Origin of the sequence: Sphaerisporangium siamense, from assembly GCF_014205275.1 — a bacterium.
GTDB lineage: Bacteria > Actinomycetota > Actinomycetes > Streptosporangiales > Streptosporangiaceae > Sphaerisporangium > Sphaerisporangium siamense.
In genome coordinates, this window is the sequence record NZ_JACHND010000001.1 from 5,000,767 (window position 1) to 5,026,618 (window position 25,852).

Below are 25,852 nucleotides of genomic sequence, written 5' to 3' on the forward strand. Positions count from 1 at the left end.
CGGCCGGCCTGGCGGGGTACATCCGGCCACGGGGGATCATCCCCAGGTATGACGCGGGCCCGCCGGCGCCGGTCGCCGACCGACCGTGGTCGGACCGGGAAGTGTCCACCGCGGGCCGATCCGTCCCCGGCGGTCGCGGTGCGATCGTCGGGCCATGCCAACCGACCACACCTTCCCCGGCCGCTGGATCAGCGCGGCCTCCATGATCGGCGGTCCCCTGCTCCTGCTCGCGGGGACGTTGATGCGCGTGCCGTTCCCTTTCTTCTTCCCCCAGCAGCTGGCGGCCGTCCAACGGGCCCCCGGCCTGGTGATCGGCGGCTACACCGCCTTCCTCGCCGGCAACGTGCTGATGTGGCCCGCCGTCGTCACGCTGGCCCGCAGGATCGGGGTGACCCATCCCTTGTGGGCCGCGTGGGGCGGGGTGTTCGTCATCGCCGGGCTGTTCGAACGCACCTTCCACGCCGGGATCAACCAGGCCGCGTTCCGCATGGTGCGGTGGCGCGGCCTGGACCCGGCGACGGCCTTCGTCCGGGACTCCTACACGGACACGCACCTGTTCACCTATCTCTCGTTCACCATCATGTTCGGCTGGTACATCCTGGCCTTCGGCGCCTACCGCAGCCGGGCCCTCGGCCTGACCGGCTCGATCGCGCTCGCCGCGATGGGCCTGGTGCCGCTGGGGGTGCTCAAGGGGACGGATCTGTTCACGATCGCCGGGACCCTGGGGTTGTGCGTCGCGTTCCTGCCGCTCGGGGTCGAACTCGTGCGTGAGGGGCCGCGGCCGGGCCGCCGGTCGATCCTGCTCGCCCTGCTCGGGGCCCTGGTGGTCGCCCTGCTCGCCTACGCCAGCACCTACGGCTGAGCCCCTGCCAGGCTCCGGCCGGCCCGTTTCGACGCCTCGTACGCGTGTGCTCCGGGCGGGAAATTCGAGCAACAACGAGCAACATTCTTGCTCCGGATGTCGTGGGATTTCTACCTTTCATGGTCATGAGGGTTGCTTTGCAGCCGTGGGGGGAGCGCCGTGGCCGCTGATGAGCGGTCACGGCGACACCCCGCCGCACTCGCCGCCCACCGGCTGAGCCACGCCCTGGAACGACACGGGATCAACGGGCAGGTTCACGAAGGGCGAGGCCTCGCGCTGGTGAGCGTGTGGACCGACCTGGTGGCCTGGACGGACGGCTTGTGCTTCTGGTGGTCGGGCCCGGTGTCGGAGTCCAACCGGCGGACCTACAGCTACAGCCCGGCCGACGATCCGGTGACCACGGCCCGCCGCGTGGCCGAGCGGTACGCCGAGCTGCGCCGCCGGCCCACGTCCCCCGGCCCGCCGTCCCCACCCGACCCCGGCCCGGCCCCCGCGCCGTCGCTCAACGCCGAGTGACCCCCGGCCGGCGCCCGCGAGCCGGCCGCCCGTGCGTCAGATCCAGTCCTTGAGGCGGAAGATGACGTACAGGATGGCCGAGGCGAGGACGATCAGCAGGGTGGAGGTCCAGAACCCCGCCGCGTGCGCGAACCCGGGGTAGGGGATGTTCTGCCCGTAGAAGCCGGTGATCATGGTGGGGACCGCGATGATGGCCGCCCAGCTCGTCACCCGCTTCATGATGTCGTTCATGCGGTAGCCCTGCAGGTTCAGGTGGGTCTCGTGGACGTTGCCCACCAGCTCGCGCAGCGACTCGGTCCACTCCGACACGCGCAGCACGTGGTCGTAGACGTCCTGGTAGTACGGCGCCATGTCCGCCTGCACCACGCGCAGGTCCGGCCGCATCAGGCCGTTCACCACCTCGCGCATCGGCACCACGACCCGCCGGAACCGCACGGTCGTCCTGCGCAGGTCGAACACGCGGCGCTGCAACGAGCGGCCGTTGCCGGCCCGGTCGGCGAACAGCACGTCCTCCAGCGCCTCGACCCGGTCGTCCAGGGCCTGGGCGATGTCGTAGTGGCCGTCCACGATGTGGTCGAGCAGGGTGTACAGCAGGTAGGACACGCCGTGCTTGGCGAGGCCAGGGCTCCTGTCCCACTGCGCCGCCACCTGGTCGATGTCGAACTTCTCGCTGGAACGCACGGTGACGATCGCGTTCCTCGTCACGAAGATCGACAGCTCGCAGAAGTCCAGGGCGCCCGGCTCGTGACCGAGCCGTACGGAGTAGGCCACGATGAACAGGTGGCTCTCGTAGACGTCGAGCTTCGGCCGCTGGTGCGGGTGCAGGACGTCCTCGACGGCGAGCGGGTGCAGGCCGAGCTCCTCGCTGATGACGTCGAGGTTCTCGGGCGGCGGCGAGCACAGGTCGAACCACACGGTGGCCGAAGGGTCCTGCAAATGATCGGATACCTCGGCGATCGGGAAACCCTCGGCCGCGAGGACGCCGTCGCGGTAGAGCCGGGTGCGTACCATGTCCGCCAAGACTAGCCCGTGGTCAGACGCCCGGGAACGCATGCGGGCGCCCGCGGCCTAGCTGTTCTGTCCCGTGAGGTTGGGTACGCGGCTGGCGGGTGGTGCGCCGTTCAGTGCGGTGTGGCCGCGGTGGTGATTGTAGGTGTGGAGCCACTGTGGGAGTGCTTGGCGGCGTTCGGTCTCTGACCGGTAGGGGTGGGCGTAGGCCCATTCGTCCAGCAGGGTGCGGTTGTAGCGTTCGACCTTGCCGTTGGTCTGGGGACGGTAGGGGCGGGTGCGTTTGTGGGTGATGCCGGCTGCGGTCAGGGTGTCGCGCCATAGGTGGGAGCGGTAGGCCGAGCCGTTGTCGGTCAGTACTCGCTGCACGGTGATGCCGCAGCTGGTGAAGTATGCCTGGGCCCGTAGCCAGAACGCGGTGGCGGTTTCCTTGGTCTCGTCGGGCAGGATCTCGGTGTAGGCCAGGCGGGAGTGGTCGTCGATGGCGTTGTGCAGATAGCCGTAGCCCAGGTTGGGGCGGCCGTGGCGGGTTCGTGGCCGGGCCGGGTCGCGGTGGGCGGAGCTGTTGCGGCCGCCTGCCGCCCGGCCGTGGATCTTGTGGCCGCCGCCGTCAGGGATGTTGCCGAGCTTTTTGATGTCGACGTGGATGAGTTCACCGGGGGTGGCGCGCTCGTAGCGGCGGATGGGGGTGGCCGTGGCGCGGTCCAGGTGTGACAGTCGGGCCAGGCGGTAGCGGGTCAGGACGCGGTGCACGGTGGCGGGGTTGAGGCGCAGCAGGTAGGCGATGCGGGCCGGTCCCCAGCGGCGGGCCAGACGGACCTTGATGATGCGCCGCTCGGTACGGGTTGGAGTACGCCGAGGGCTGTGGCGTGGACGGCTGGAGCGGTCGGTCATGCCTGCCGCACCGTGCAGGCGGTAGCGCTCGGCCCAGCGGCGGGCGGTGGTCACCGCGACCTGGAAGCGTTCGGCGGCACGGCGCAGTGGCCAGCCGTCCTCGACGACGCACCGGGCCAGGCGAAGGCGTCCCAGTTCGGTCAGGGGGGCGTTACGGTGGGGCATGAGGGCCTTTCGGGTCTTGGTGCAGATGTCGCAATCCACACCGAACCCGAAGGCCCTCACCCATTACAAGATCATTCGCTCGTGTCGCCCCGTACCCAACCTCTGTGGTCAGTACACCTAGCCCGTGGCGAGGGTGGGGCGGCGGCCGTAGACGAAGTCGTGGTCGATCTGCTGGAGCAGGTCCTGGCCGGTGGCGCGGTTGGCCCAGGCGTGGGCGTTGCGGGTGTGGAACTCGATGGTCTGGCGGCCGAACTTGGCCCAGTCCTTGGTCTGGGCGTCCAGGTGGTCTTTGAGGACGGCCAGGGCGTGGTGGCCTTGGGGTTCCAGGTCGTCCAGGGTGAAGGGGTGGCCTTGTTCCATGGCGCGGACGGCGGGGGAGTGGGGCAGGGCGACCAGCAGGGCCTCGCCGACGTGGCGGCGCAGGAAGGCGACGTCGTCGGGGGTGTGGATCTTGTTGCCGATGACGGCGAGGGGGACGTCGAAGTCGCGGGCGTGTTCGGCGTACTGGTGGTAGACGCCGATGCCCTGGCGGGTGGGTTCGGCGACCAGGTAGGTCATGTCGAAGCGGGTGAACATGCCCGAGGCGAAGGAGTCGCCGCCGGCGGTCATGTCGACGATGACGTGCTCGCCGGGGCCGTCGATGAGGTGGTTGAGGTAGAGCTCCACCGCGCCGACCTTGGAGTGGTAGCAGGCCACGCCGAGGTCGTCTTCGTTGAAGGGGCCGGTGACCATCAGGGCCAGGCCGCCGAGTTCGGGGACGGTGGTGGTGTGGTGGCGGGTGAAGTAGGGGTCGTCGATGGTGATCAGGCGGGAGCCGGAGCCGGGCGGGGTGGTCTTGACCATGGTGGCGGCCGAGGGGATGCGGGGGTTGTCGCCGCGCAGGTAGTCCTTGATCGCGGTGATGCCCGCGCCCAGCGGGGCGGGCAGCCGGTCGGGGGTGAGCCCGAGGGCCAGGCCCAGGTGCTGGTTGATGTCGGCGTCGATGGCCACCACCGGACCGCCGGCACGCGCGGTGTACCGGGCGAACAGCGAGGACAGGGTGGTCTTACCGCTACCACCCTTGCCGACGAACGCGACCCGCACGGGTATCACTCCCCTTATTGATTATGAAAACCGTTGCTAGCATACTGAGGGCACGACGCCCCTGGGGTGGGAAGGCCCACCTGTCCCCAGGGGCGTCGTGCTGTCGTGCCGTGGTGCGACGGTGCCGGGTGGAGTCCGCTCAGACGGTGATGCTCCAGCTGTCCAGGACACCGGTGTCCTGCGAGTACATGTCCGTCACCTGCAGCGTCCAGGTTCCGGAGGCCTGCTGGGTGACCGGGACCGAGTAGTTGCGGGTGCCGAGGTTGCTGCAGGACGAACCACCGGCGTTCTTGAGGGTGTAGGTCGTCCCGTCGGGGCCGCGCAGGCGGATCCGCAGGTCCTCGGAGCAGGTGTGCGTGCCCTTCACGGTGACCTGGACCGGCGAGGCGGCGCTGCCGGAGGCGGTCGAGGTGATCGGGCTGCTGGCGGTCACGTAGTCGTTGAGCTGGTAGTCGGTGTCGTTGGTGAACGACCGGTTGCCGCTCGTGCCGCCGACCGTCAGCGAGTACGTCGCGTTGTGGTTCGCGGTCTCACCGGTTCCCGCGACGGTGATGTTGTAGGTGCCGTCGGGCGTCGCCGCCGAGGTGGCGATGCTCAGCGTCGAGGAGCTCCCCGAGTTGACCGAGGTCGGGTTGAACGTCGCGGTCGCGCCGGACGGCAGGCCGGAGGCCGACAGGTTCACGCGCTGCGCGGTGCCCGACGTCGTCGTGGTGCCGATCATGGTCGTGGCCGTCCCGCCCGCCTGCACCGTGCCCGAGCCCGGGCTGGCGGTGATCGAGAAGTCCCGCTGGGTGGAGCTGCCCACGGCCTGGTTCCAGATGGCGTACGCCAGGGCGTCGCCCGACCGGTCCAGGTGGGTGTCGCTGATGTTGGACGTCGTGTCGCACGAGGAGTGGTAGCACGAGTCGTACGCGCGGTACGCCGTGCCACCCCACTTCTGGGCCTGGGCGGCGGTCTTGGTCGCGCTCGCGCCCGCCGCGACGCCGGAGGTGGGGATGCCCGCGTTGCGGAAGGAGGCGTCGTCGGAGCGGTTGGCGCCCTCGACGTTCTCCTCCGGCTGCAGGTTCAGGTTCGTGTAGAACGCCCGCAGGTCGGCGGCGGCCGCGGTGGAGATGTTGTTGATGAAGTAGCCGCCGTTGGTCGAGCCGACCATGTCGAAGTTCAGGTACTGCTTGATCTTGCTGCGCTCGGTCGAGGCGAGCCCGTTGACGTAGGCGCGCGAGCCGAGGAGGCCCTGCTCCTCGTCGCTCCACCAGCCGAAGCGCACGTGCTTGGTCATCGTCGGCCGCTGCGCGGCCAGGGTCAGCGCGACCTCCAGGATCATCGCGGAGCCCGAGCCGTTGTCGTTGATGCCCGGGCCGGCCGAGACGCTGTCCAGGTGGGCGCCGGCCATGATGATCTGGTTCTCGTCACCGCCGGGCCAGTCGGCGATCAGGTTCGGCCCCGCGCCGCCGCTGCAGCCGGGCGAGCAGGTGACGCGCCGGGTGGTGTAGCCGGCGGCCTGCAGCTTCTGCTCGACGTAGGAGACCGAGGCGGTGTACCCAGGGCCGGTCGACCTGCGGGTGCCGCCGTTCTGGCTGGCGATGCTCTGGAACTGGCTCAGGTGTCCCCTGATGTTCGTCACGCTGACGTCCGGGGGCGCCAGGGCGGTGCGGGCGACGCCGCTCTTCGCACCATGCCCGGCTCCCGGCGGTGCCTGGGCGGTAACGGGGGTCGCGGCCGCCACCATGCCCATAAGGGCCATGGCGGCGGTGGCCGCGAGCACAGCTGTGCGCCTCATGCGCGTTTTCCTTTCTCGGCGTCCCGCCGCCACATTGTCCGACGTGAACGCGGGCAGCGCTCATCGCGCCGTCGCGAATCGCCGGACGGCGCGATGAGTGGGACTGGGGGGTGTGGAGAAATGAATGCTCACAGACCGGATTCGCGGCTGAGGGCCGAGGCGGGCCGTGGCTCATCCGGCACCGAACATAACTCCCGGGGGTGGGAGTCACGTTATACCTTTAGTACGGGTACGACATGATATGGCGCTCCTCGCTGCGTCGTGACGGTCGATCCGACTTGTGCGTGACGGTAGGGCCACAAGAAGGTGTCGTACATCCGTAGCGACATCCGTATATGTACGGAAAAGCTACGCCGAAGGCGGACGGCAGCGTGTATGTGACGTGCGGGCATCTCCGGCTTCGCGGTGAACTCCGGTTATGGACCGTTCCGACGCCAAACGGGATCGGATTTCATTTGCGATCCTCCGGAGAACGCGCCGCGGGACGCGCGGGGCCGGGCGCGGATATTCGGGCTTTCCCGCCATTCCGCGTTGGAGGGAATGCCCGAACGCCGCCTTCCCCGACCGGCTGCGGAAGGCGGCGGGAGAGACGGCGGCGCACAATTGTGCACAGAGGGTTCGCGTGTTACCGCATGACGGAAATTTCGCCCGGAGCGCGGCCTCGGGTCAGCGGCGGCGGCGGAGGTGGCGGGCGATCAGGATGAGGGCGAGGCCGAGGAGGAGCTGACCGCCGAGGACGATGCGGTTGACGTCAAGGGCCGGCTCCCACCGCACCTGGCCGTCCTTGATGACGTACGCGCCCGCCGGGCGGGCGATCGCGCCGCCGCCGCCCCCCGAGCCGCCGTTCTCCTTGCCGTGCTCGGGCCCGTGGCGCTCCCCGTGGCCGAAGCCGCCGCCCGCGGTGACGGACACGGCGGGGATCACGGTCACACCGTCCTTCTCGTACGGCTCGCCGTACACACGCCGCGCCCCGGACAGATGCTCGAAGAACTCCCGCAGTTCCATGTCCCGCCTCCGCGTGTGATGATCCGCCTTATGACGCAATCATGCCCCCCCGTGACGGCCCCGCGCGGGCCCGGCGGTACAACGGAAGGCGTGAACGCGCCCCCCGACTCCGGCGACCTCCTCGCCCACGACGTCCGCCGCCCCGCCGCGCGCGACGTGCCCGCCCTCCACCGGCTGGTCGCCGCCTGCGACGCCGAGGTCCTCGGCCACCCCGACATGACCGAGGACGACGTGGCCGACGTCCTCGCCGACCCGGCGCTCGACGCCGCCCGCGACGCCTGGCTGGTCGGCGTCCCCGGCGGCGACGAGGTCGCGGGCTGGGGCTACGTCCTGCGCCAGGGCTCCGGCGTGGAGGTCGAGGTGTACGCCAGGGACGCCGCGGTCTCGGAGTGGCTGTGGGCGGCCGTGCTCGGCCGGGCCCGCGAGCTGGCCGCCGACCACGAGCCCTCCCCGCTGACCGTCGACATCGGCGTCTACCGTCAGGACACCGCCAAGCAGGCGTCGGCCGAGCGGCACGGTTTCGCCCCCGCGACGAGCTTCCACCGGCTGCGCATCGCCCACGCCGGGGCCGACCCCGGCGACCTGCCCGGCGTCACCGTCCACCTGGCCGGCGGCTCCGAGGAGCTCATGCGGGCCGCCCACCGGATCCACCAGGAGGGCTTCGCCGAGCACTTCGGCTTCGTGCCCAAGGGGTTCGACCGCTGGAAGCAGGACTTCGAGGCGTCGAGCACCCACGACTGGTCCCAGCTCCTGCTGGCCGAGGCGGACGGACGCCCGGCGGGCATGCTGCTCGGCAGCGACATGTTCGCCGCCGACGAGAACCACGGGTACGTGCGCATCCTCGCCGTCCTCCCCGAGTTCCGCGGGCGCGGCATCGGCCGCCTCCTGCTGAAGCGGGCGTTCGCCGCCGACGCGCGCCGGGGAAGGGCCGGAACGTACCTCCACGTGGACTCCGGCAACTCCACCCCGGCCCTGGACCTGTACCTGTCAGCGGGCATGCGACCCGTGCTCGCCATCGACGTCTGGCGCCGAACCCTCTGACCCGGGCTCAGCCGCCTCGCCGCAGCAGCGGCAGCGCGCACGAGCGCCGCCTCGCGGGGGCCGTCGGCGCGGTGGACGCGCTGCCGGCCGAAGGCTGGGCGTTCGCCGACCCGCTGTGATCAGGTGCGCCGTCCGGAAGGGACGTCACCAGTTGGGCTGGCTCGGGACGGCCGGGGGCGGGAGCCTGCGGCCGGGCGGGTGGATGACGTAGACGACGCCGCCGCTGCCGGTGCCGCGGAGCCAGACCGTTTCGAAGGCGGCGCGCGGGTAGACGTGGCGGACCGCCTCGTCGGAGGGGGAGGCCGGGTCGTTGGCGATCACGTCGCCGGTCGCGGTGAAGCCGACGACGACCATGAGGTGCCCGTTGGTGCTGTAGCCCGCCCCGGGCAGCTCCTCCTCCTCGAACGACTGCGAGGTGACCACCGGGATGCCCGCGGCGACCAGGCGCTCCAGCTCGGCCAGGGACCGCAGCCGGGTGACGAACCCGTCCATCCCGTACCGGCCGGCGTAGGCGGTGTTGAACGGCCAGTTGCCCGCGCCCTCGTAGTCGTGGTCGTAGGTGTAGCGGGCCGCGTGGTCCACCTCGGGATCGGGGTCGGCGGGGTCCACCCACGCGGTGTCGCGCGCGCTCGGCCACCTGCCCCAGTAGCCGAGCACCATGGTCGTCGAGGTCGGGCTGCACCACGCCTCGCCGCCGCCGTCCCACTCGGGGTAGTGGCCTACGTGGACGTTCTGGGAGCGCCGCGGCACGGGCAGCTCGACGCCCCACGCCCCGCCGGACGGGCTGACCGGGATGGTCGTGCGCGCGGGGACGGCCGAGGACATCGCGCCGAGCGTCCTGACCGACGGGCGCGCCGCGGAGCCGGGCGCGCGGTACAGGGTGAGGCGGAGCTGGTAGGCGGAGACGGCCTTGCCGGCCGCGGCGGCGAAGGTGTCCACGTAGACGGTGCCGTCGGCGTCGCGCTGGCCGGGCACCGAGGTGCGGCGGATGTCCCCCTCGCCGTACGCCCAGCGGCCGAGCACGTACCACTTGGTCAGCCCGGCCGCGTGCCGTCCGCGCATCTCGACCTGGAGCCAGCTTCCGGCCGGAGTGTCGGCGTTCCAGGAGGCGACCAGCTCGGTGGCGGCGAAGCCGATCGGGTGCTCCTTGCCGGTCCAGCGGGCGTACTCCCAGGTCCTGGTGCCGAGCGCGTCGGTGTAGGTGGTGGTGCCGGCGGGGGAGCGGAACGTCAGCCGGTCGCCGGTGGACACGCCCTCGGCCGTGCCGGTTCTGAACGCCTCGCGCTTGTACACGACGTCCACGGCGGGGCTGGGGCGGGGCCGCCCCTCCACGGGCCTCGGGACGGGGTCGGCGGCGGCGGGAGCGGTGAGGAGTGCGGTGGACAGGACGGCGAAGAGGAATACGGCGGGGACGCGCATGGGCTCCACCTTGCCTCGGGGGGCTTCGGATGCCGCCGACCGTAGGGCCGCGACACGGTTCGCGCATCGGCAGGTTTACGTATCGCACACGCCCCGGTGAGAACCGCATGTCAGACGGCTGCGGCCGTTCCGGGAAGCGATGCGTGCGGTAAGCGATCTCGTCACCTTTGGTAAACCTTGCGCTAAACAGGCGGATCAGCCCTGCGGCTGACGTTCACCAACCCCGGCACCGCGGCCGTGGACCTGAAGATCACCCCGCTCGCCTACGCCGGCCCCGGCGAGGAGCGGACGATCAGCCTCAAGCCCGGCCACCACAAGCAGGCGCAGTGGCACTGCGACGCGCGGGAGGGCTGGTACGACCTGCGTGTCACCTGCGAGCAGGACGCCACCTACACCCGCCGCCTCATGGGCCACATCGAGAACGGCAGGCCCAGCGTCAGCGGCTGAACCCCCGCGGGCGCCGTCCCGGGAAGGGACGGCGCCCCTCACGGGGCCTGGGTCAGTCGCGCTCCGCGGTGTCCTCCAGGACGACGCGGCCGATGATCTCGAACTTGGCGGGGTTCCTCGACCTCAGGTACAGGGCGACGCCGGCGCCGAGCGCGGCCAGGGCGAGCACGATCCAGGGGATCAGGCGGAACAGCGGCGTCTTGGAGGCGTCGCCCGCGGCGGCCTCCTGGTTCTGGAAGAGCAGGAGGACCACGTACAGCATCGCCACGCCTCCGGCCAGCGGCGCGACCAGCGTGCGCCACACGTTCGCGGTCTCCGGGTGCTTCTTCCTGACGTGGAAGTAGCCGATGACCGCGAACGAGCACAGCGACTGGACGATCAGGATGGCCAGCGTGCCGAGGACGGCGAGCAGCGTGTACATGTGGACGTAGGGGTCCATGCCGGTGAGGAAGAACGCCAGCACCAGCACCACCGAGACGGCGGTCTGCGCGAACCCGGCGATGTGCGGGGAGCCGTGCCGGGGGTGGGTGCGCCCGAGGGTGCGGGCGGTGCCGGGCACGAGGCCCTCGCGGCCGATGGCGTACAGGTAGCGCGAGGCGCAGTTGTGGAACGCCATCGCGCAGGCGAACGACCCGGTGAGGATCAGGATCTTGAACACGTCCACCGCCCACGTGCCCGCCAACCGCTCGGCCGGGTCGAAGAACACGTTGATGAACTCCTTGGCCGCGATGGCGGGGGCGTCCGCCCCGTTGGCCGCGACGGTCATCCACGAGACGAAGACGTAGAACAGGCCGATGCCGACCACGGCGACCAGCGTGGCCCGGGGCACGATGCGCTTGGGGTCGCGTGACTCCTCGCCGTACATGGCGGTGGACTCGAAGCCCACCCACGACCAGAAGCACATGAACAGCCCGAGCCCGACCGCGCCGCCGGCCACGCCGTTGGTGCCGAAGGCGTTGACCGGGTTCAGTGAGCCGGCCATCAGCCCGTCGGGGCCGCCGCCGTGGAACAGGGTCACGACCGAGGTGAGGCCGAGCATGACGATCTCGCTCACCAGGAACACGCCGAGGACCTTGGCGGTGAGGTTGATGTCGAAGTAGGTGAGGATCGCGTTCAGCGCGAGCCCGAGGAAGGCGAACCACAGCCAGTGGACGTCCACGTGGGCCAGCGAGCCGAAGGTGTCGTGCGCCTGGTAGGCGAAGAACCCGATGATCGACGCCTCGAACACCACGTACGCCATCGTGGCCAGCAGGCCCGCGACCATGCCCGCGACCTGGCCGAGGCCGTGGGAGATGTAGCCGTAGAAGGCGCCGGCGGCGGTGATGTGCCTGGCCATCGCGACGTAGCCGACCGAGAAGACGGTGAGCACGACGGTGGCGACGAGGTAGCCGGCGGGGACCCCGGTGCCGATGCCGGAGCCGAGGGCGATCGGGACGTTGCCGGTCATGGCGGTGATGGGGGCGGCGGTGGCGACCGCCATGAAGATGACGCCCATCAGGCCGACGGCGTTCTTGCGCAGGCGGTGGACCTCCACATGTGGGGGAGTCGCCGCCGCGGGTCGATCAGTGGTGCTCACCGAAACCTCCGGAGGAAGCCTGCTCCTTCAGCGCCAGGAGGAATCCGGACCCCACCAGGGGTTGCCCGGCGAAGGCGGGACGGCCCAGGGTGCGTGGCGCCCATGACACTCTCCTTTCGCTTAACTGATCAGGCAATGGGATGGCCGATGCGAACGTGCGTCCGGTGGTGCGGGTCTACCGCGCCCCCGGACAGGCCGCGGTGCCCGCACGTTCACTGGTGTACGCCTGCTCTGGAACAAGCTCCTCGCTTGGCGGCACGCCCGCCATCACGCTGGGGCGTGACTCTCGTCGACGTGCAGATGATAGGGTCCGGCGGCCCCTTCCCCGGTTTCCCTCTGGAAGGGCGGCGCCGGAACCGTGACCATGGTGCCGGGCCCGCCGGAGCCGGGGACGGCGCAGCGGCGCGAGAAGTCACGAGCACGAGGAGGGCCGATGGACCTGCACGACCTGTCGGGCGGCGGCGACGTCCTGTCCCGGATCGAGATCACCGCCCGCCGGGCGCTGCCCGCCTACGACCTGTCGCCGGAGGCACGGGTCGCGCTCGTCAACGTGTCGGAGAACGCCACCTTCCTGGTGGAGGACGCGGGCGCCCGCACGATCCTGCGCGTCCACCGGCTCGGCTACCACCCGCCCGAGGCGATCCTGTCCGAGCTGGACTGGCTGTCCGCGCTGCGCGACGAGGCCGGCGTGCGCATCCCCGCGGTGATCCCCGCCCGCGACGGCTCCCGCGTCGTCACCGTCGAGGATCCCGGCGCCGCGCCCCGCAACTGCGTGATGTTCGAATGGGCGCCCGGCGCCGAGCCCCCCGAGGACCGGCTCGTCGAGCACTTCGAACCCCTCGGCGCCATCACCGCCCGCATGCACCGGCACGCCCGCGCCTGGGCCAGGCCCGCGGTGTTCACCCGGTTCCGCTGGGACGAGGACGCGGCCTTCGGCCCCGCGCCGCGGTGGGGCCGGTGGCAGGACGGCGCGGGCGTCGGCCGCGAGGCCCGCGAGGTGCTCGGCCGGCTGGAGAGCACCCTGCGCGACCGGCTCGCCCGCTACGGCAAGGGGCCCGAGCGGTTCGGGCTGATCCACGCCGACCTGCGGCTGGCCAACCTGCTCGTCGACGGCGCCGCCGGCACCACGGTCATCGACTTCGACGACTGCGGCCTCGGCTGGTACATGTACGACCTCGGGGCCGCCGTCAGCTTCATCGAGCACCACCCCGAGGTCCCCGCCATGATCGACGCGTGGGCGCGCGGCTACCGCACCGTCCTGGACCTTCCCGAGGAGGACGAGCGCGAGATCTGGACCTTCGTCATGTTCCGCCGGCTGCTGCTCGTCGCCTGGATCGGCTCACACCCGGCGGTCGACGTCGCGCGCGAGCTCGGCGCCGGCTACACGCTGGGCAGCTGCGAGCTGGCCGAACGCTTTCTCGCCGGTTCACCGCGCCCGAGCGGATGACGCGCGCGCCCGCACCACGCGCGCCAGGCCCTTCCGCGCGTGATCCCGCGGTCCCCGGCCCCGAGCCCACCCCGACCGGCCCGGGCTACCCGCCTTCCGGCGGTAGGCCCGGCGGCGGGACAGGCGGCGGGCCGGCGGACACCTCGCACGCGGCCGGTTCCGGACCCGCCGCCGCGCAGGTCGCCGCCCCCGAGGGCGTCCTCAGCTCGACCCGCGCGCTCGTCGGCGCGGTCAGGGTGTACGTCGCCCGGCACGCCCCCGGTGGCCCGGAGCGGGGGCGCGGGCAGCCCAGGCGGACGTCCAGCGTCGTGCCGTCCCGCCACGACTCCTCGAAGTCGCGCTCGCCCTCCTCCCAGGACATCTCCCGCCGGACCGCGAGCCTGCCCGCCGGGCCCAGGGCCACCATCACCCGCACCGGCCCCGCCGCGTGCACGACGATCACCGGCGTCGTGATCGCGTAGGTCACCGTCGAGACCTCGGTGGTCCGCCGCCCGAGGTCCGCGCTGTCGTAGGACCCGAGCGCGAAGTCGTAGTCGTGCGGCAGCCGCACGGCGAACCACAACCCCAGCGCCACCACGAGCACGGCCGAGGCCGACAACAGCCCGCCCGCCGCGATCCACCCCACCCGCACGTTCCTTCGCATCCCGTCGCGCCTTCCGTCCTTCAGATCTTCAGGAAGCGCAGGACGGCCAGCACCCGGCGGTGGTCCTTGTCCGCGCCGGAGAGTTCCAGCTTGGCGAAGATGTTGTTGATGTGCTTGCCCACCGCCCCCTCGGAGACGACCAGGGCGTCGGCGATGCCGGTGTTGGACCGGCCCTCGGCGATCAGCGCGAGCACCTCGTGCTCGCGCGGGGTGAGCCGGTCCAGCGGGTCGCTGTGCCGGCGGACGAGGAGCTGCGCGACCACCTCGGGGTCCAGCGCCGTGCCGCCCGCCGCCACGCGGCGCAGCGCGTCCAGGAACTCCGCGACGTCGGCGACGCGGTCCTTCAGCAGGTACCCGATGCCGCTGGTCTCCGTCGACAGCAACTGGGTGGCGTAACGCTCCTCCACGTACTGCGACAGCACCACGATGGGCAGGCCCGCCCGCCGGCGGCGCAGGGCGAGCGCCGCGCGGAGCCCCTCGTCGCTGTGCCCCGGCGGCATGCGCACGTCGGTGACGACCAGGTCGGGGGTGTGCTCGTCGCAGGCGCGCAGCAGCGCCTCGGCGTCGCCCACGGCCGCCACGACCTCCATGCCCGCCGAGCCGAGCATCCAGACGAGCCCCTCCCGCAGCAGCACCGAGTCCTCGGCGAGCACTACACGCACGGCATCTCCACGCTGATCGTCGTCGGCCCGCCCGGCGGGCTGTCGAGCTTCAGTGTGCCGTCGACCGAGCCCACCCGCTGCGCCAGCCCGCGCAGGCCCGTCCCGCCGCCGGGGTCGGCGCCGCCGCGGCCGTCGTCGTGTACCACCACCCGCAGCAGGTCGCCCTCCCGGGCCACGACCACCTCGGCGGTGGTGGCGCGGGCGTGCTTGGCGACGTTCACGAGCGCCTCCGACACCACGAAGAACGCCACCGCCTCGATCGTGGGGGAGACGCGCCGGGGCACGTCCACCCGCAGCCGCACCGGCAGCGCCGCGCGCGCGGCCAGGCCGGACAGCGCGGCGTCCAGACCCTCGTCGGTGAGCACGGCGGGGTGCAGGCCGCGCACCAGGTCGCGCAGCTCCTTCAACGCCTGCTTGGCCTCGTCGTGCGCCTGGGCGATCATCTCCTTGGCCGGGAGCGGCAGCTCGCCGAACGTGGCGCGCGCCATGCCGAGCTTCATCGCCAGCGACACCAGCCGCTGCTGCGCCCCGTCGTGCAGGTCGCGTTCGATGCGCCGGCGCTCGGCGTCCGCCGCGTCGATCACCTCGGCCCGGCTCTCGCGCAGCGACTCCACCCGCTCGGCGAGCTGGTCGCTGACGCTCGGCCCGAGCAGCGCCTCACCCGCGATCACGTCCAGGGACGACACCCCCTGCGCCAGCCACGGGCCCGCCACCAGCAGCGCCGCGGAGAGCAGCGCGAACGGCACGCCGCGCCAGCCGCCGCCGAGCACCCAGAACTGCACGGCCAGCGCGCCCGTCACCAGGGCCCCCGACCAGGTCACGATCACCCCGGCGCACCCCACCACGCTGATCAGCGGGGACGCCAGGTGGTAGGCGACCTGGCGCCACAGCGACGCCGAGCGGGTCCTGCGCAGCAGGCGCATCGCGACGTTACCCTTGAGCCTGCGCCGGGGCACCGGCGGGATCTCCACGTCCAGGAACGCCGCGAACCTCAGGCGCTGCAGGCGCGTGAGCAGCGGCACGAGCCAGAACAGCAGCAGCGCGCCCGCCACCGGCACCGCCACCGTCCACACGAAGATCACCGACAGGGCGGTGATCGCGACGATCAGCAGGCCCGCCAGCAGCCCCAGCGGAACGCCGGTCACGACGTGGAACATGCGCAGCCAGCTCCGCGCGGACCAGTGCCCGCGGACCCGGTCCCAGGGGCTCCTCACCTCGGCGACGGTCATGTTCCAACCGTAGGGATAACGCGACCACCACCGACATGGTCATAACCCCCCTCCCCAAGGTGAGGAAAACCCCCGCCCCGCCCTCCCGCCCGTCCCATTCCGGCGTCGCCCGCGCCGTGGACGCTGTGGTTCGCGAGGGTTCTGCTGCTTTCGGTGTGGGGGTTGCTACGGAAAGTTATGCACATCTACGCGATCACCATTCGAAGTCACTACGTAATGTGATAACCATGTGACGGCATGCGATCGGCAAACGGGCGGACGTCCCCTGTCAGAAAGTGGTCGTACAAGATGATGATCCTGGTCAGCGTACTCGCGGTGCTCTGCGCGGTCGGCGTGGTGGTCGTGGCCGCGTTTCTCTTCCGCCGGTTCGTCAAAGGCACGGACGACCTCGCCCCCAACGGCCCCTCGTCCGGGCACGCCGGGTCCATGCTGTCGTCGCTGTTCCTCCTGGTGTTCGCCATCGCGATCGTCGTGCCGTGGAGCACGGCCGACGCCGCGCGGCACAACACCTACGCCGAAAGCCAGGCCGCCGTCGAGAGCTATTGGTCCGCCGCCCGCGTTCCCGCGCCCGCCGGCCCCCGGCTACGGCAGCAACTGCGCGACTACGTCGACTTCGTGGTGCGCACGGAATGGCCGCTCATGGCGTCGGGCGGCCTCAGCCAAGAGGGGGCCTCGCGCCTTGAGGCCCTGCGCACCCAGGTGACGGGCCTGGTGCTCAGCGACGAGGACGCCAAGGCGGCGAGAGGCGAACTTCTCGATGAGATGCGCGACCTGTCCGCGGCCCGCCGCCAGCGCGCGGCGGACGCCGGGGCCAAGCCTCCCGCGGGCGTGCTGCCGCTGGCCGTCTGCACCGGGGTGATCGTCATCCTCTTCCCGTTCCTGGCGGGGGCGCGTCCCCGGGGCAAGACGCTGGTGCCGCTGTCCCTCATGGCGGGGCTGCTCGGGCTCGGCATCTTCCTGGCCTGGCAGATCTCGCACGTCTTCGCCAGCGGCCTGTCGGTCGGGCCGGAGGCCTACGAGGCCGCGCTGACCGAGATGCGACGCCTTTCCTGGAGCGGGTGACCGTGCCGACCTCCCGTGTGACCGCGCTGGTCACGGCCATCTCCCTGACTCCCTTGGTCCCCCTGCAGGCCCAGCCGTCCCCGCCGGAGGACAGGACGGCCGAGGCGGCCATGGTCGGCGACCATGACGGCGGCGCGGCCGGGGCGAGGCGCCGGCGGGCCGTGGTCGATTCCGCGGTCGATCTCGACGCCTCCGTCGGCGGGCTCCTCTCGGTGTGCCTGGACGTCGACCTGCTGGTCAGCCTGCGGGCCGGGCTCAGCGTCGGGGGCCCGCCCATCTGCCACGAGGCCCGCCCGCCCGCCGAACCGGCTCCCGTCCCGCCGCCGCCCGAGCCGCCGCCCGCCCCCTCCCCGGCCCCGCCCGCGTCACCCACCCCGCCTCCCTCCGCTCCACCGGCGCCGACGAGGCCGCCCGCGCCCCCGGCCGGGCCGCCCACCCGGCCGCCCGCGCCGCCCACGAGGCCGCCTGCTCCGGACCCGGGCGTCACCCCGACGCGCGGCCCGGTGCCGCCGCCCGTCCCGCCGCCCACGTCGCCGGGACGGCCGCCGCTCGCGCAGGGTTCGGTCGTCCCGCCCTCGTCCGAGCCCACGGCCGCGCCGACGCTGCCGCCCGCGCGGCCCGTGCCCACCCCGTCGCTGGCCTCGCCCACTGCCGAGGTGCGCAGGGCCCGGGCGCACATGCGGGCGCCCCGCCGCCCCCAGCCGCTGGGCACGGTCATGGTCGTGATCGTCCTGTCACTGATCATCGCCGTGATGGCGGGCGCGGCCTTCGCCGCGATCCGCTAGGCCGAACGCGCGAAAGACGGCTGCGGGGCGCGCCACCCCGCAGCCGACCTCCGCTCATTCGGGCAGGTCGCCTCCTTTCGTCAGGGAGAGTCAGTAGGAGTGGGAGTCGCCGGTCGGCGACGCCGACGGGGACGGCGAGGAGGACGGGCCCGGCGAGGCCGTCGGGCTTGGGGAGCCGGTGGCCGCGCCGGCGGGCATGATCAGGCCGACCAGCCCGTGCCGGGCCTTCTGGATCCCGGCGGAGTACCACACGGCGTTCTCGCCGCCGCTCGCCGCGGTGCCGGGCTCCAGGTCCCACAGGCCCTCGATCGCGATGGGCCTGCCGTCGGCCTTGCGCAGCGGCCCGAGGTGGCGCCCGTTCCGGTAGGCGTTGATCCAGCCGTCGCCGAAGTTGCCCACGAGCAGCGCCCCGGCGTAGGCGCCGAAGGCCCGCGGGGCCTTGATCATGGCCCACGGCGCGTTGAGCGCGCCCCGGGCGGCGACGCGGCCGAGGAGCCGGCCCGTCGCGGAGAAGCGGCTGACGAACCCGGAGCCCTTGCCGGCGACGGACCCGCCGGTCGCGGGGTCGCGCTTGGCGAACGCGACGTAGACGGCGTTGCCGACGACCTCCACGTTGAACGCCGAGTACGACGACGGCAGCCCCCGGTCGCGGAACGCCCACCTCGGCAGCCGCACCCGGCGGAAGTCGTCGTCGAACACGTCGACGCGGTTGTGGGCGAAGTCGGCGGCCAGCAGGAAGTTGCCCCGGTTCGTCGGCATCAGCGCCAGGCCCTTGTAGTCGGCGTGCCTGGTGAAGGCCGCGATGATCGCGCTTCCCGGGCTGACCTCGGCGTTCCACCCGGTGATGGCGCCGCTCGGGCTGGCGAAGACGAACGTGGCGGGGCCGCTCACGCCCTTGCTGCTGATCGGGAAGTCCCCGGTGGGGTTGAAGATCTGGCCCGTCGGCGACCCGCCCGGGATGGCGACCTCGGTCTTCTCCTTGGTGAGCCCGCCGGCCCCGCCCGAGTACACGGTGGCGGAGCCGGTTCCGGCGTTGGAGACCCACAGGGTCTTGCCCATCGCCAGGCCCCAGGGGTTGACCAGCTTCGGATCGGTGACGTCCGCCTTTCCGGCGAGGTCCGATATCAGGGGAAGGTCGGTGAACCGCGTGGAGTGCGCGGTGACGCTCTTGGCGTGCTCCGCCGAGCGGGTGGACCGCGCGGAGGACGCGGATGTGGCGTGCGCGGGGATCGTGCCGGACAGGCCCAGGACGAGCGCCGCAGCGCAGAGTGTGACGATGCGTGGCCGCATCGAGGCCTCCTATGTCGTCTGCAGGTGCGTACGGACGGAGGTACGCGGTCCCGGCGGAGCCGGTTCAGGTGATTTCGCGCGGCGGCGCGGGGGGAGGGGAAGGAGATGAGGCATGAAACGCGCCTGCCGGGACAGTGAGGGGGCGACCGGGGACCTTCACCAGTGGGGGACGAGACGATGGGACAGCAGGTAGCCAAGGAGCGGTTCTCCGAGGACGAGTACGCGCGCTTCGGCCGCCGCCTCGAAGACTGCCTGGTCGCGCTGCGTGAGCTGCTGGACAGGCCCGGGTTCGGCGCGGGCCCGGCCAGTGTGGGCGCCGAGCTGGAGCTCTTCCTGATCGACGAGAGCGGCCGGCCGCTGCGCCGCAACAAGGAGGTGCGCGAGTCGGCGGGCGACGAGCGGGTGGTGCTGGAGCTCGGCAGCTTCAACCTGGAGGTCAACCTGACCCCGCTGCCGCTGGCCGGACGCCCGTTCTCGGCGATGGAGGACGAGGCGCGCCTGCTGGTCGGCCTGGTGGACGAGGCCGCCCGGACGCACGGCGGGCGGGTGGTGCCGATCGGCATCCTGCCGACGCTGAGCGAGTTCGACTTCACCCGCGACGCCATCAGCGACGAGGTGCGCTACCGGGCGCTCAGCCGGGGCATGCGGCGGGTCAGGGACGAGCCGTACCGGGTGCGGATCGACGGGGCCGAGCGGCTGGACCTGGAGGTCGAGGACGTCATCCTCGAAAGCGCCAACACCTCCTGGCAGGTGCACCTGCGCACCTCTCCCGGCGATTTCGCCCGCGTCCACAACGCCGCGCAGCTCGCGATCGGCCCGGTGCTGGCGGTCAGCGGCAACTCCCCGTCCTTCCTCGGCCGCGAGCTGTGGGAGGAGACGCGGATCGCGCTGTTCGAGGCGTCGGCCGACGACCGGGACGCCGAGCGGCCCTGGCGCGTGGCGGGCCGGGTCAGCTTCGGCTCGGGGTGGGTGCGCAGCGGCGCCGAGGAGTTGTTCGAGCAGAGCGTGCGCGAGTACGAGCCGGTCATGCCGGTGACCAGCGACGAGGACCCGCTGGCGGTCGTCCGCGCGGGCGGGGTGCCCGGCCTGGCCGAGCTGCGGCTGCACCAGGGCACGGTGTGGCAGTGGAACCGTCCCGTCTACGACCCCGCGGACGGCGGCCACCTGCGCGTCGAGCTGCGCGCGCTGCCGGCCGGGCCGACGTGCGCGGACATGGCGGCCAACGCGGCGTTCCTGCTCGGCCTGGTCGCGGCGTCGGCCGCGAACCCCGGCTGGATCGAGGACTTCCCGTTCGCCGACGCCTACCGCAACTTCTACCGCGCGGCGCGCGGCGGCCTGGACGCCGTGCTGGCCTGGCCGGGCCGGTCCGGGCCCGCCCCGGCGTCCGAGCTGGTGCTCGACCTGCTGCCGATGGCCCACGAGGGGCTGCTCGGGGTCGGGGTGGAGGAGGACGAGGCGCGCGAACGCCTGGCGGTCATCCGCGAGCGCGTGCGCGCGGGCCGCACCGGGGCGGTCTGGCAGCGGCGCGCGCTGGCCGCGCTGGGGGAGGAGCCGAACGCGCGGGCGGCCATGCTGGCGCGCTACCGCGAGCTGGCCCACGGCGGCGAGCCCGTGCACACCTGGCCGGACATGGAGCCCCTGAGCATGGTCGCCGCCGAGACGGCGCGGCCTGCCCTCTAGGGGCGGTCCGGGCCGTGGACGGAGAACCGGAGACCGTGCGGAGACGGTCCCGCGGTGGTGGTCGCGGCGTCTATTCGGGGTCGACGCCGGTGAGGGAGCTTCCGTAGCTGAGCGCGACGAGCTGGGCGACCGCGCTGTGCGCGCCGATGGGGTCGGAGCAGCCCGCGCCCACGGACTCGGCCGCCTTGGTGATCTTGTGCGGGTCGACCTCCGGGCCGATCAGGAAGGGGGCGAGCGCCAGGCGGGAGGCGCCGATGTTGCGCAGCCGCTGGGCGGCGTCCCCGACGCCGGGGGAGGCGTCCAGCGAGGCGGCCACCACGGGCAGCGTGAGCCGCGCCGCCAGCAGGACCACCGTGGCGTCGGCGGCGCGGACGGCCTCGGGACCGCCGACCGTGGCCACGATGATGCCGTCCACCGGGGCGGCGATGTTGAACAGGCGCATGCGGTCGGCGCGGGCCAGCCCGCTCTCGGAGAGCTTGACGTGCAGGGCCTCGGCGAGCAGCGGGTGCGGCCCGAGAGGGTCGGCGATCGTCGTCACGACGTCGCTCTCGGCGACGGCCTCCCGTACGGCGCGGTAGACCTGCTGGTGCGGGCCGGTGACCAGGGGGACGACGATGGCGGCCGGTGCTCCGGCGGGCCGTTCGGCGGCGCATTCGGTGAGCGTCTCGGCCAGGCTGGCCTTGGAGTCGCCCAGGTTGACCAGGCGCACGTCGAGCTGCGGGTGATCGACGCTGACGATGGTCTTGACGGCCGTCGCGACGTCGCCGCCGATGCCGGGCGCGGCCAGCACCAGGGCGGGCGCGTCCGGAGGCAGGTGCGCGGGCACCGGGCGCCGGTGCCTGCCGGAGCTGGTCCGGAACGAGCGTTCGCGGACCGGGAGCTCCTGTGGGACGTGGTGGCCATCGTTCACATCGGCGGATTTTACGGGGTATGCGGCAAAAGTTAAGTCTGATTCGCGCCGACGCGCGGAGGGCAGTCGATCTTTCTCCGAGGAGATCACTGACATATTAGGTCTCGATCGTCCGGACGGTACCAACGGACCGTAATCATTCGAGATCATCGCGGGGGCGGAGGGCCCGCCCCGCGTGGCGCGGCGTGCCGTACCACTGACACGGCCTTCGCGCGGGCCCGGGAACATTTGATCCCCGGGGGCGGCGGACTCCTCAGTGCGCGGGACGCACCGCCCTGAGGAGTCCGATCACCTCGATCCCGGCCACCAGCAGAGCCGAGGCGCCGATCAGCGCGTAGAGCAGCCGCGGCCGCGCCGGCGAGGGGACGAGGCGCCACCCAGGCCGGCGTGGCACCGGCCCGGGAACCGTCACGGCGGGTTCGTCTCCCGGGACGCGCGCCGTCACGGCGGGCTCGTCCGCGGCCACGGGGGCCGTCACGGCGGTCGTGTCCGCCGCCGGCGCCGCCCGGGACGGGCGCGTGACGCGCAGCTCGGGATGTCGCGAGAGGTACCCACGGGGAAAGATCTTGACATCGGTGTCGCCGCAGGCCGGGCAGCACACGCCCGACCACGGCGGCTGGACCCGCACGCCGGCGAGCGACCAGACCTCCACCTCGGTGCCGTGATGGCCGGTGAGGTGCCGGACGGTGTAATCCTCTTCCCAGATCATCAGGCAGCGGACGCACTCGAACGGCCAGGTCTCGCGAGTGCTGTAGGCATCGTGCACGAGCACCACCCCCAGGGCATGCCTTGCCTAGGCTCGCCCGTTCTTGAGTGTGTGCGTCACCGGGGTTGATCGCAAGAGCCGACGCCGATACGTCCGGTGTCCAGATTTTCGCGCCGCGTCACGTCCAGCACGCCCCGCATCGCCGCCACCACCGCCAGGGCCACCAGGACGCAGCCCGTCATGATCAGCGCCATGGGCCCCGCGTCCCGGCCGCCGCCGAGTCCGGCCAGCACGGCCGTGATCGCCCCGGCCGTGAACTGCGCGGCCCCGAGCGTGCTCGCGGCGCGCGGGGCACGGGCCAGCGCCAGGCCGCAGGCGGCGCCCAGCACCAGCCCGAGAGCGGAGACGGCGGCGAACAGCAGGACCAGGAAGGCGGCCAAGGGGAGCGCGCCGGCCAGCGCGAGCCCGCACAGCGCCGCGGACGCCGCAAGCGTCACCGCCAGCCCCGCCTCCAGCAGCCGGTGCGGCGCGAACGCGTACGTCAGGTGGCTGCCCGCGACGCCCGCGAGGACGAGCCCGGCCGCGTTGACCGCCAGCACGAGCGCCAGCGCCTCGACCGGCAGGCCGAACAGATCGCGCAGGAGGAACGGGAAGGCCGCCAGGTACGCGGCGAGCGCGCCGAAAGCCAGGACGAACGCGAGCGCGTACCCCGCGAAGGGCCGGTCCGGCGTCCCGGCCGCGGGGCGGTGGCGCATGGGTCCCGCGGGCGCGCGGGGCACGGTGGCCACGGCGGCGGGGACCATCGCCAGCGACAGCAGCGCGAGCGCCCAGAAGACCGCGCGCCAGCCCGCGGCCGCGACCAGGACGCCGCCCGCGAGCGGGGCGAGGACCAGGGCGACGCCGAGGGTGGCCATCAGCAGCCCGTAGAGACGGGCCGCCTCTCGTCCCCGCCGCCGGTCCGCCACGACGGCGCGGCCGACGAGGAGGCACGCCGACGCGGTGAACCCCTGGACGAGCCGCGCGCCGGCCAGCGTTCCGGCGCCGGTGGACAGCGCGCAGGCCACGCAGGCCAGGGCGGACACGGCCAGGCAGACGAGCAGCGGCGCGCGGCGGCCGTAGCGGGCGGTGAGCGGCCCGAGCAGCACGTGGCCCGCGGCCATGCCGAGGAAGAAGGCGGTGAGGGTGAGCTGGACGCCCGTGGCGTTCGTGCCGAGGTCCCGCGCGATGGCTGGGAGGCCGGGAAGGTAGGCGTCGGCGGCCAGCGGCGGCAGCGCCGACATCAGGACCAGGACGGTCGCCGGCCCGGGGCCGGTGGCGGTCGTGGCGCGGGTTGTGGTGGTGGCGGCGGACATGGCGACTCCATCGGCCGGCGCGCCACGGCGTGACGTCCGCGGTGGCTTCCGGTCTGCCTGACCTGGTGCGATGCCGTGTACCGCCACAGTACGCCCCCGGCTGCGCCCCGGTGGCGCGGGGCCGCCGCGGTGCGGGGCGGCCGGGGGGCTCAGCCGCGTGGGGCCGTGCCCGGTGGGGTCACTGGCAGACTTCCAGGTGCCGGGCGGTGGGGGCCGGACGCCTGCCCAGGCCGAAGGCGGCCCACACGGCCTTGCCGGGGGAGCGCAGCGGCGACCATCCCCAGCGGTCGCTGATGGCCTCGACCACCTGCAGGCCGCGCCCGCCCTCCGCGCCGAAGTCGGGGTCGCGCGGCGTCGGCACCTCCTCGCCGTCGTCGATGACCACGCAGACCAGCGAGACGTCGTTGAGGGCCAGGATGACGCGCACCGGGTGGCCGGACACGACGGCCGCGCGGCCCCTGAGGCCGTGGTGCAGGGCGTTGATCACCAGCTCGCCGATGACCAGCTCGGCGTCGTCGAGGAGCTCGGTGAGCCCCCACGCGCGCATGGTGCTGGTGGTGAAGGCACGCGCGGTACGGGCGGCGTAGGGATCGTGGCGGAGCTCGCAGAGGGCGAGGCTCAGCCGGTCGGCGTTCGTCCCGCCGTCGGACGCCCATGGGCCGGCGGGCGACAGGACACGGTCGAGAGCGGCCAGCCAGTCTTCCCACTCATGGTCCGGCACCAGAGCGGGTTTGGTGCGTTGTGTCCTGTACGCAGTCATAAGCGTGCCTTGGGGGGTTAGTTCGGTTGTAGCGAGCTGCTTAGCGCGTAGCCATATTGCTCCCTCACGGTGTGCATGTGCAAGTACCGATGCACGTGCAAACGCACAGAGGTATGCTGACACTTGAGGGTCGATGCACCGATCTGGGGCCCTCGTGGCAAAGAGGGGCCTACGGGACGGATGTCAGATCTGTCGGGGTTCCGGGGGACATGAAGAAGGCAACATGGACGAGATCTCCAACGGCATGCCCGCCATGGAGCTGACCGCGCGCCTCGGGCAGACCGGTGTGCGGTGGCGCAAGAGCGCGTACAGTAACCCGAGCGGCAACTGCGTCGAGCTGGCCCCGCTGCCGGACGGCGGGGTGGCGGTGCGCAACTCCCGGCATCCGGGTGGCCCCGCGCTGATTTATAGCCGGGGAGAAATGGCGGCCTTCATCCAGGGTGCGAAGCGCGGGGAGTTCGATGACCTGGCCTTTTAACGGAACTGGTGGCTACTGAGCGTTGAAAATCGTGGCCTAAGGGTGATGTTGGGGTATATCCGGATTCGGACGTGAGGGGTATCGTGAACTCCTCTATGCCCGTGCGAAGTGAGACGTCGGTCTGCTGTCCTAAGGAAGAGATATGATCACTGCCCGAGCCGAAGGGGACGAGACCCCGCTCACCATGATGGCTCGGGAACGCGGCAGCTCCACCGTGCTGCGCATCCTTCTCGGGTCCCAGCTTCGCCGGCTCCGGGAAGGCCGCAACATCACCCTGGAGTCCGCGGGCCACTCCATCCGCGCCTCGCACTCCAAGATCAGCCGCATGGAGCTGGGACGCGTCAGCTTCCGCACCCGCGACGTCGCCGACCTGCTCACCTTCTATGGAGTCACCGAGGAGAGCGAGCGCGAGGCGCTGCTGTCGCTGGTCACCCAGGCCAACCGCCCCGGCTGGTGGCACAACTACGACGACGTGCTGCCGAACTGGTTCGAGGCGTACGTCGGCCTGGAGGAGGCGGCCACCCGCATCCGCTGCTACGAGGTGCAGTTCATCCCCGGCCTGCTCCAGACCGAGGGCTACGCCCGCGCCGTCGTCATGCTCGGCCACCCCGAGGGGACCGAGGAGGAGATCCAGCGGCGCGTGGACCTCAGAATGGCCCGGCAGAGGCTTCTGGAACGCAACAGCCCGCCCCACCTGTGGGCCGTGATCGACGAGGCGGCGCTGCGGCGTCCGCTCGGCGGTCCCGACGTCATGCGCGGCCAGATCAAGCACCTGATCGAGGCGATCAGCTCCCCGACCGTCACCGTGCAGGTCATGCCGTTCAGCGCCGGCGGCCACGCCGCGGCGGGCGGCCCGTTCAGCATCCTGCGCTTCGCCGAGCGCGACCTGCCCGACGTGGTCTACCTGGAGCAGCTCACCAGCGCCATCTACCTCGACAAGCGCGAGGACCTCGACCGCTACCAGGCGGTCATGGAGCGCCTGTGCCTGGACGCCGTCCCGGTCTCGGAGACCAAGAAGACCCTCCAGGGCATCCTCGACGACATCTGATCGC

25 protein-coding genes are annotated in these 25,852 nt (G+C 72.2%); 10 read left to right on the forward strand and 15 right to left on the reverse strand.

Going from position 1 to position 25,852, the window contains the following annotated elements; translation table 11 throughout:
- The first annotated feature begins 154 nt into the window (after window positions 1-154).
- Window positions 155-862 carry a hypothetical protein gene (locus tag BJ982_RS23095; RefSeq protein WP_184883318.1) on the forward strand — a complete coding sequence of 236 codons (708 nt, stop codon included), beginning with the start codon at window positions 155-157 and terminating at the stop codon, window positions 860-862.
- Window positions 863-1,021: 159 nt separating this feature from the next.
- The gene (locus tag BJ982_RS23100; RefSeq protein WP_184883320.1) at window positions 1,022-1,378 is read left to right on the forward strand and encodes a hypothetical protein; all 357 of its coding nucleotides are present in this window, start codon (window positions 1,022-1,024) and stop codon (window positions 1,376-1,378) included.
- Window positions 1,379-1,414: 36 nt separating this feature from the next.
- Here the strand turns inward: BJ982_RS23100 and BJ982_RS23105 are convergent, their stop codons facing one another.
- From BJ982_RS23105 to BJ982_RS23125, 5 genes are all read right to left on the reverse strand, one after another.
- Window positions 1,415-2,389: a magnesium transporter CorA family protein gene (locus BJ982_RS23105; protein ID WP_184883322.1), complete on the reverse strand. Its 975-nt coding sequence runs from the start codon at window positions 2,387-2,389 to the stop codon at window positions 1,415-1,417.
- A 57-nt stretch (window positions 2,390-2,446) separates the two neighbouring features.
- The gene (locus tag BJ982_RS23110; protein WP_184883324.1) at window positions 2,447-3,445 is read right to left on the reverse strand and encodes an IS481 family transposase; all 999 of its coding nucleotides are present in this window, start codon (window positions 3,443-3,445) and stop codon (window positions 2,447-2,449) included.
- A 117-nt stretch (window positions 3,446-3,562) separates the two neighbouring features.
- A complete protein-coding gene (locus BJ982_RS23115; protein ID WP_184877598.1) occupies window positions 3,563-4,528 on the reverse strand; it encodes an ATP-binding protein in 966 nt (321 codons plus the stop codon).
- Between the two features lie 139 nt (window positions 4,529-4,667).
- The gene (locus BJ982_RS23120) at window positions 4,668-6,308 is read right to left on the reverse strand and encodes a M28 family peptidase (RefSeq protein WP_184883326.1); all 1,641 of its coding nucleotides are present in this window, start codon (window positions 6,306-6,308) and stop codon (window positions 4,668-4,670) included.
- Window positions 6,309-6,974: 666 nt separating this feature from the next.
- Window positions 6,975-7,313: a spore germination protein GerW family protein gene (locus BJ982_RS23125; RefSeq protein ID WP_184883328.1), complete on the reverse strand. Its 339-nt coding sequence runs from the start codon at window positions 7,311-7,313 to the stop codon at window positions 6,975-6,977.
- A gap of 90 nt (window positions 7,314-7,403) precedes the next feature.
- Between BJ982_RS23125 and BJ982_RS23130 the strand changes: the two genes are divergently transcribed.
- Window positions 7,404-8,354 carry a GNAT family N-acetyltransferase gene (locus tag BJ982_RS23130; RefSeq protein ID WP_239123748.1) on the forward strand — a complete coding sequence of 317 codons (951 nt, stop codon included), beginning with the start codon at window positions 7,404-7,406 and terminating at the stop codon, window positions 8,352-8,354.
- A gap of 144 nt (window positions 8,355-8,498) precedes the next feature.
- On the opposite strand, the gene BJ982_RS23135 is transcribed toward BJ982_RS23130, so the two are convergent.
- The gene (locus BJ982_RS23135) at window positions 8,499-9,773 is read right to left on the reverse strand and encodes a C39 family peptidase (RefSeq protein ID WP_184883332.1); all 1,275 of its coding nucleotides are present in this window, start codon (window positions 9,771-9,773) and stop codon (window positions 8,499-8,501) included.
- A gap of 207 nt (window positions 9,774-9,980) precedes the next feature.
- Between BJ982_RS23135 and BJ982_RS23140 the strand changes: the two genes are divergently transcribed.
- Complete coding sequence (locus BJ982_RS23140; RefSeq protein ID WP_260414468.1) at window positions 9,981-10,220, forward strand: phospholipase domain-containing protein; 240 nt, start codon at window positions 9,981-9,983, stop codon at window positions 10,218-10,220.
- Between the two features lie 52 nt (window positions 10,221-10,272).
- On the opposite strand, the gene BJ982_RS23145 is transcribed toward BJ982_RS23140, so the two are convergent.
- Window positions 10,273-11,796 carry an APC family permease gene (locus BJ982_RS23145; RefSeq protein WP_203959486.1) on the reverse strand — a complete coding sequence of 508 codons (1,524 nt, stop codon included), beginning with the start codon at window positions 11,794-11,796 and terminating at the stop codon, window positions 10,273-10,275.
- Between the two features lie 433 nt (window positions 11,797-12,229).
- On the opposite strand from BJ982_RS23145, the gene BJ982_RS23150 reads away from it, so the two are divergent.
- Window positions 12,230-13,243 carry a phosphotransferase enzyme family protein gene (locus BJ982_RS23150; RefSeq protein WP_184883336.1) on the forward strand — a complete coding sequence of 338 codons (1,014 nt, stop codon included), beginning with the start codon at window positions 12,230-12,232 and terminating at the stop codon, window positions 13,241-13,243.
- An 85-nt stretch (window positions 13,244-13,328) separates the two neighbouring features.
- On the opposite strand, the gene BJ982_RS23155 is transcribed toward BJ982_RS23150, so the two are convergent.
- From BJ982_RS23155 to BJ982_RS23165, 3 genes are read right to left on the reverse strand one after another with little or no spacing between them, the layout of a single operon-like run.
- Window positions 13,329-13,886 (reverse strand): hypothetical protein, encoded by a 558-nt coding sequence (locus tag BJ982_RS23155; RefSeq protein WP_184883337.1) that lies wholly within the window; start codon window positions 13,884-13,886, stop codon window positions 13,329-13,331.
- Between the two features lie 20 nt (window positions 13,887-13,906).
- Window positions 13,907-14,548: a response regulator transcription factor gene (locus BJ982_RS23160; RefSeq protein WP_184883339.1), complete on the reverse strand. Its 642-nt coding sequence runs from the start codon at window positions 14,546-14,548 to the stop codon at window positions 13,907-13,909.
- Window positions 14,539-15,777, reverse strand: a complete 1,239-nt coding sequence (locus tag BJ982_RS23165; protein WP_184883341.1) for a sensor histidine kinase — start codon at window positions 15,775-15,777, stop codon at window positions 14,539-14,541. The genes BJ982_RS23160 and BJ982_RS23165 overlap by 10 nt, the downstream gene beginning before the upstream one ends.
- A 288-nt stretch (window positions 15,778-16,065) precedes the next feature.
- Between BJ982_RS23165 and BJ982_RS23170 the strand changes: the two genes are divergently transcribed.
- Together BJ982_RS23170 and BJ982_RS23175 are read left to right on the forward strand one after the other, a co-directional pair.
- Window positions 16,066-16,839: a bestrophin-like domain gene (locus BJ982_RS23170; RefSeq protein ID WP_184883343.1), complete on the forward strand. Its 774-nt coding sequence runs from the start codon at window positions 16,066-16,068 to the stop codon at window positions 16,837-16,839.
- On the forward strand, window positions 16,836-17,624 hold the full coding sequence (locus tag BJ982_RS23175; RefSeq protein WP_184883345.1) for a hypothetical protein: 789 nt from the start codon (window positions 16,836-16,838) through the stop codon (window positions 17,622-17,624). Before BJ982_RS23170 ends, BJ982_RS23175 begins: the two co-directional genes overlap by 4 nt.
- A 90-nt stretch (window positions 17,625-17,714) precedes the next feature.
- On the opposite strand, the gene BJ982_RS23180 is transcribed toward BJ982_RS23175, so the two are convergent.
- Window positions 17,715-18,914: a TIGR03118 family protein gene (locus BJ982_RS23180; protein ID WP_184883347.1), complete on the reverse strand. Its 1,200-nt coding sequence runs from the start codon at window positions 18,912-18,914 to the stop codon at window positions 17,715-17,717.
- 177 nt (window positions 18,915-19,091) lie between these two features.
- On the opposite strand from BJ982_RS23180, the gene BJ982_RS23185 reads away from it, so the two are divergent.
- Window positions 19,092-20,594: a glutamate-cysteine ligase family protein gene (locus BJ982_RS23185; protein ID WP_184883349.1), complete on the forward strand. Its 1,503-nt coding sequence runs from the start codon at window positions 19,092-19,094 to the stop codon at window positions 20,592-20,594.
- A gap of 70 nt (window positions 20,595-20,664) precedes the next feature.
- Here BJ982_RS23185 and BJ982_RS23190 read toward each other — a convergent pair whose 3' ends face one another.
- The 4 genes from BJ982_RS23190 to BJ982_RS23205 form a co-directional block, all read right to left on the reverse strand.
- The gene (locus BJ982_RS23190) at window positions 20,665-21,504 is read right to left on the reverse strand and encodes a sirohydrochlorin chelatase (RefSeq protein ID WP_239123750.1); all 840 of its coding nucleotides are present in this window, start codon (window positions 21,502-21,504) and stop codon (window positions 20,665-20,667) included.
- A gap of 253 nt (window positions 21,505-21,757) precedes the next feature.
- Complete coding sequence (locus BJ982_RS23195) at window positions 21,758-22,276, reverse strand: hypothetical protein (RefSeq protein ID WP_184883351.1); 519 nt, start codon at window positions 22,274-22,276, stop codon at window positions 21,758-21,760.
- 50 nt (window positions 22,277-22,326) lie between these two features.
- Window positions 22,327-23,562, reverse strand: coding sequence for an MFS transporter (locus BJ982_RS23200; protein ID WP_184883353.1), 1,236 nt, complete (start codon window positions 23,560-23,562; stop codon window positions 22,327-22,329).
- Between the two features lie 178 nt (window positions 23,563-23,740).
- Complete coding sequence (locus BJ982_RS23205) at window positions 23,741-24,283, reverse strand: ATP-binding protein (protein WP_184883355.1); 543 nt, start codon at window positions 24,281-24,283, stop codon at window positions 23,741-23,743.
- Window positions 24,284-24,545: 262 nt separating this feature from the next.
- Here BJ982_RS23205 and BJ982_RS23210 point away from each other — a divergent pair, with 262 nt between their 5' ends.
- Together BJ982_RS23210 and BJ982_RS23215 are read left to right on the forward strand one after the other, a co-directional pair.
- Entirely contained in the window at window positions 24,546-24,800 is a 255-nt protein-coding gene (locus BJ982_RS23210) for a DUF397 domain-containing protein (protein ID WP_184883357.1), read from the forward strand.
- Window positions 24,801-24,942: 142 nt separating this feature from the next.
- A complete protein-coding gene (locus tag BJ982_RS23215) occupies window positions 24,943-25,848 on the forward strand; it encodes a Sco1979 family transcriptional regulator (protein ID WP_184883359.1) in 906 nt (301 codons plus the stop codon).
- Window positions 25,849-25,852: the final 4 nt, after the last annotated feature.

What these genes read in the sequence shown, in the direction of transcription:
- BJ982_RS23110 (WP_184883324.1), bottom strand. Translation starts at nt 3,445, where the DNA reads ATGCCCCACCGTAACGCCCCCCTGACCGAACTGGGACGCCTTCGCCTG.
- BJ982_RS23200 (WP_184883353.1), bottom strand. Translation starts at nt 23,562, where the DNA reads ATGTCCGCCGCCACCACCACAACCCGCGCCACGACCGCCACCGGCCCC.
- BJ982_RS23125 (WP_184883328.1), bottom strand. Translation starts at nt 7,313, where the DNA reads ATGGAACTGCGGGAGTTCTTCGAGCATCTGTCCGGGGCGCGGCGTGTG.
- BJ982_RS23095 (WP_184883318.1), top strand. Translation starts at nt 155, where the DNA reads ATGCCAACCGACCACACCTTCCCCGGCCGCTGGATCAGCGCGGCCTCC.
- BJ982_RS23150 (WP_184883336.1), top strand. Translation starts at nt 12,230, where the DNA reads ATGGACCTGCACGACCTGTCGGGCGGCGGCGACGTCCTGTCCCGGATC.
- BJ982_RS23185 (WP_184883349.1), top strand. Translation starts at nt 19,092, where the DNA reads ATGGGACAGCAGGTAGCCAAGGAGCGGTTCTCCGAGGACGAGTACGCG.
- BJ982_RS23135 (WP_184883332.1), bottom strand. Translation starts at nt 9,773, where the DNA reads ATGCGCGTCCCCGCCGTATTCCTCTTCGCCGTCCTGTCCACCGCACTC.
- BJ982_RS23105 (WP_184883322.1), bottom strand. Translation starts at nt 2,389, where the DNA reads ATGGTACGCACCCGGCTCTACCGCGACGGCGTCCTCGCGGCCGAGGGT.
- BJ982_RS23215 (WP_184883359.1), top strand. Translation starts at nt 24,943, where the DNA reads ATGATCACTGCCCGAGCCGAAGGGGACGAGACCCCGCTCACCATGATG.
- BJ982_RS23155 (WP_184883337.1), bottom strand. Translation starts at nt 13,886, where the DNA reads ATGCGAAGGAACGTGCGGGTGGGGTGGATCGCGGCGGGCGGGCTGTTG.
- BJ982_RS23170 (WP_184883343.1), top strand. Translation starts at nt 16,066, where the DNA reads ATGATGATCCTGGTCAGCGTACTCGCGGTGCTCTGCGCGGTCGGCGTG.
- BJ982_RS23210 (WP_184883357.1), top strand. Translation starts at nt 24,546, where the DNA reads ATGGACGAGATCTCCAACGGCATGCCCGCCATGGAGCTGACCGCGCGC.
- BJ982_RS23165 (WP_184883341.1), bottom strand. Translation starts at nt 15,777, where the DNA reads ATGACCGTCGCCGAGGTGAGGAGCCCCTGGGACCGGGTCCGCGGGCAC.
- BJ982_RS23180 (WP_184883347.1), bottom strand. Translation starts at nt 18,914, where the DNA reads ATGCGGCCACGCATCGTCACACTCTGCGCTGCGGCGCTCGTCCTGGGC.
- BJ982_RS23120 (WP_184883326.1), bottom strand. Translation starts at nt 6,308, where the DNA reads ATGAGGCGCACAGCTGTGCTCGCGGCCACCGCCGCCATGGCCCTTATG.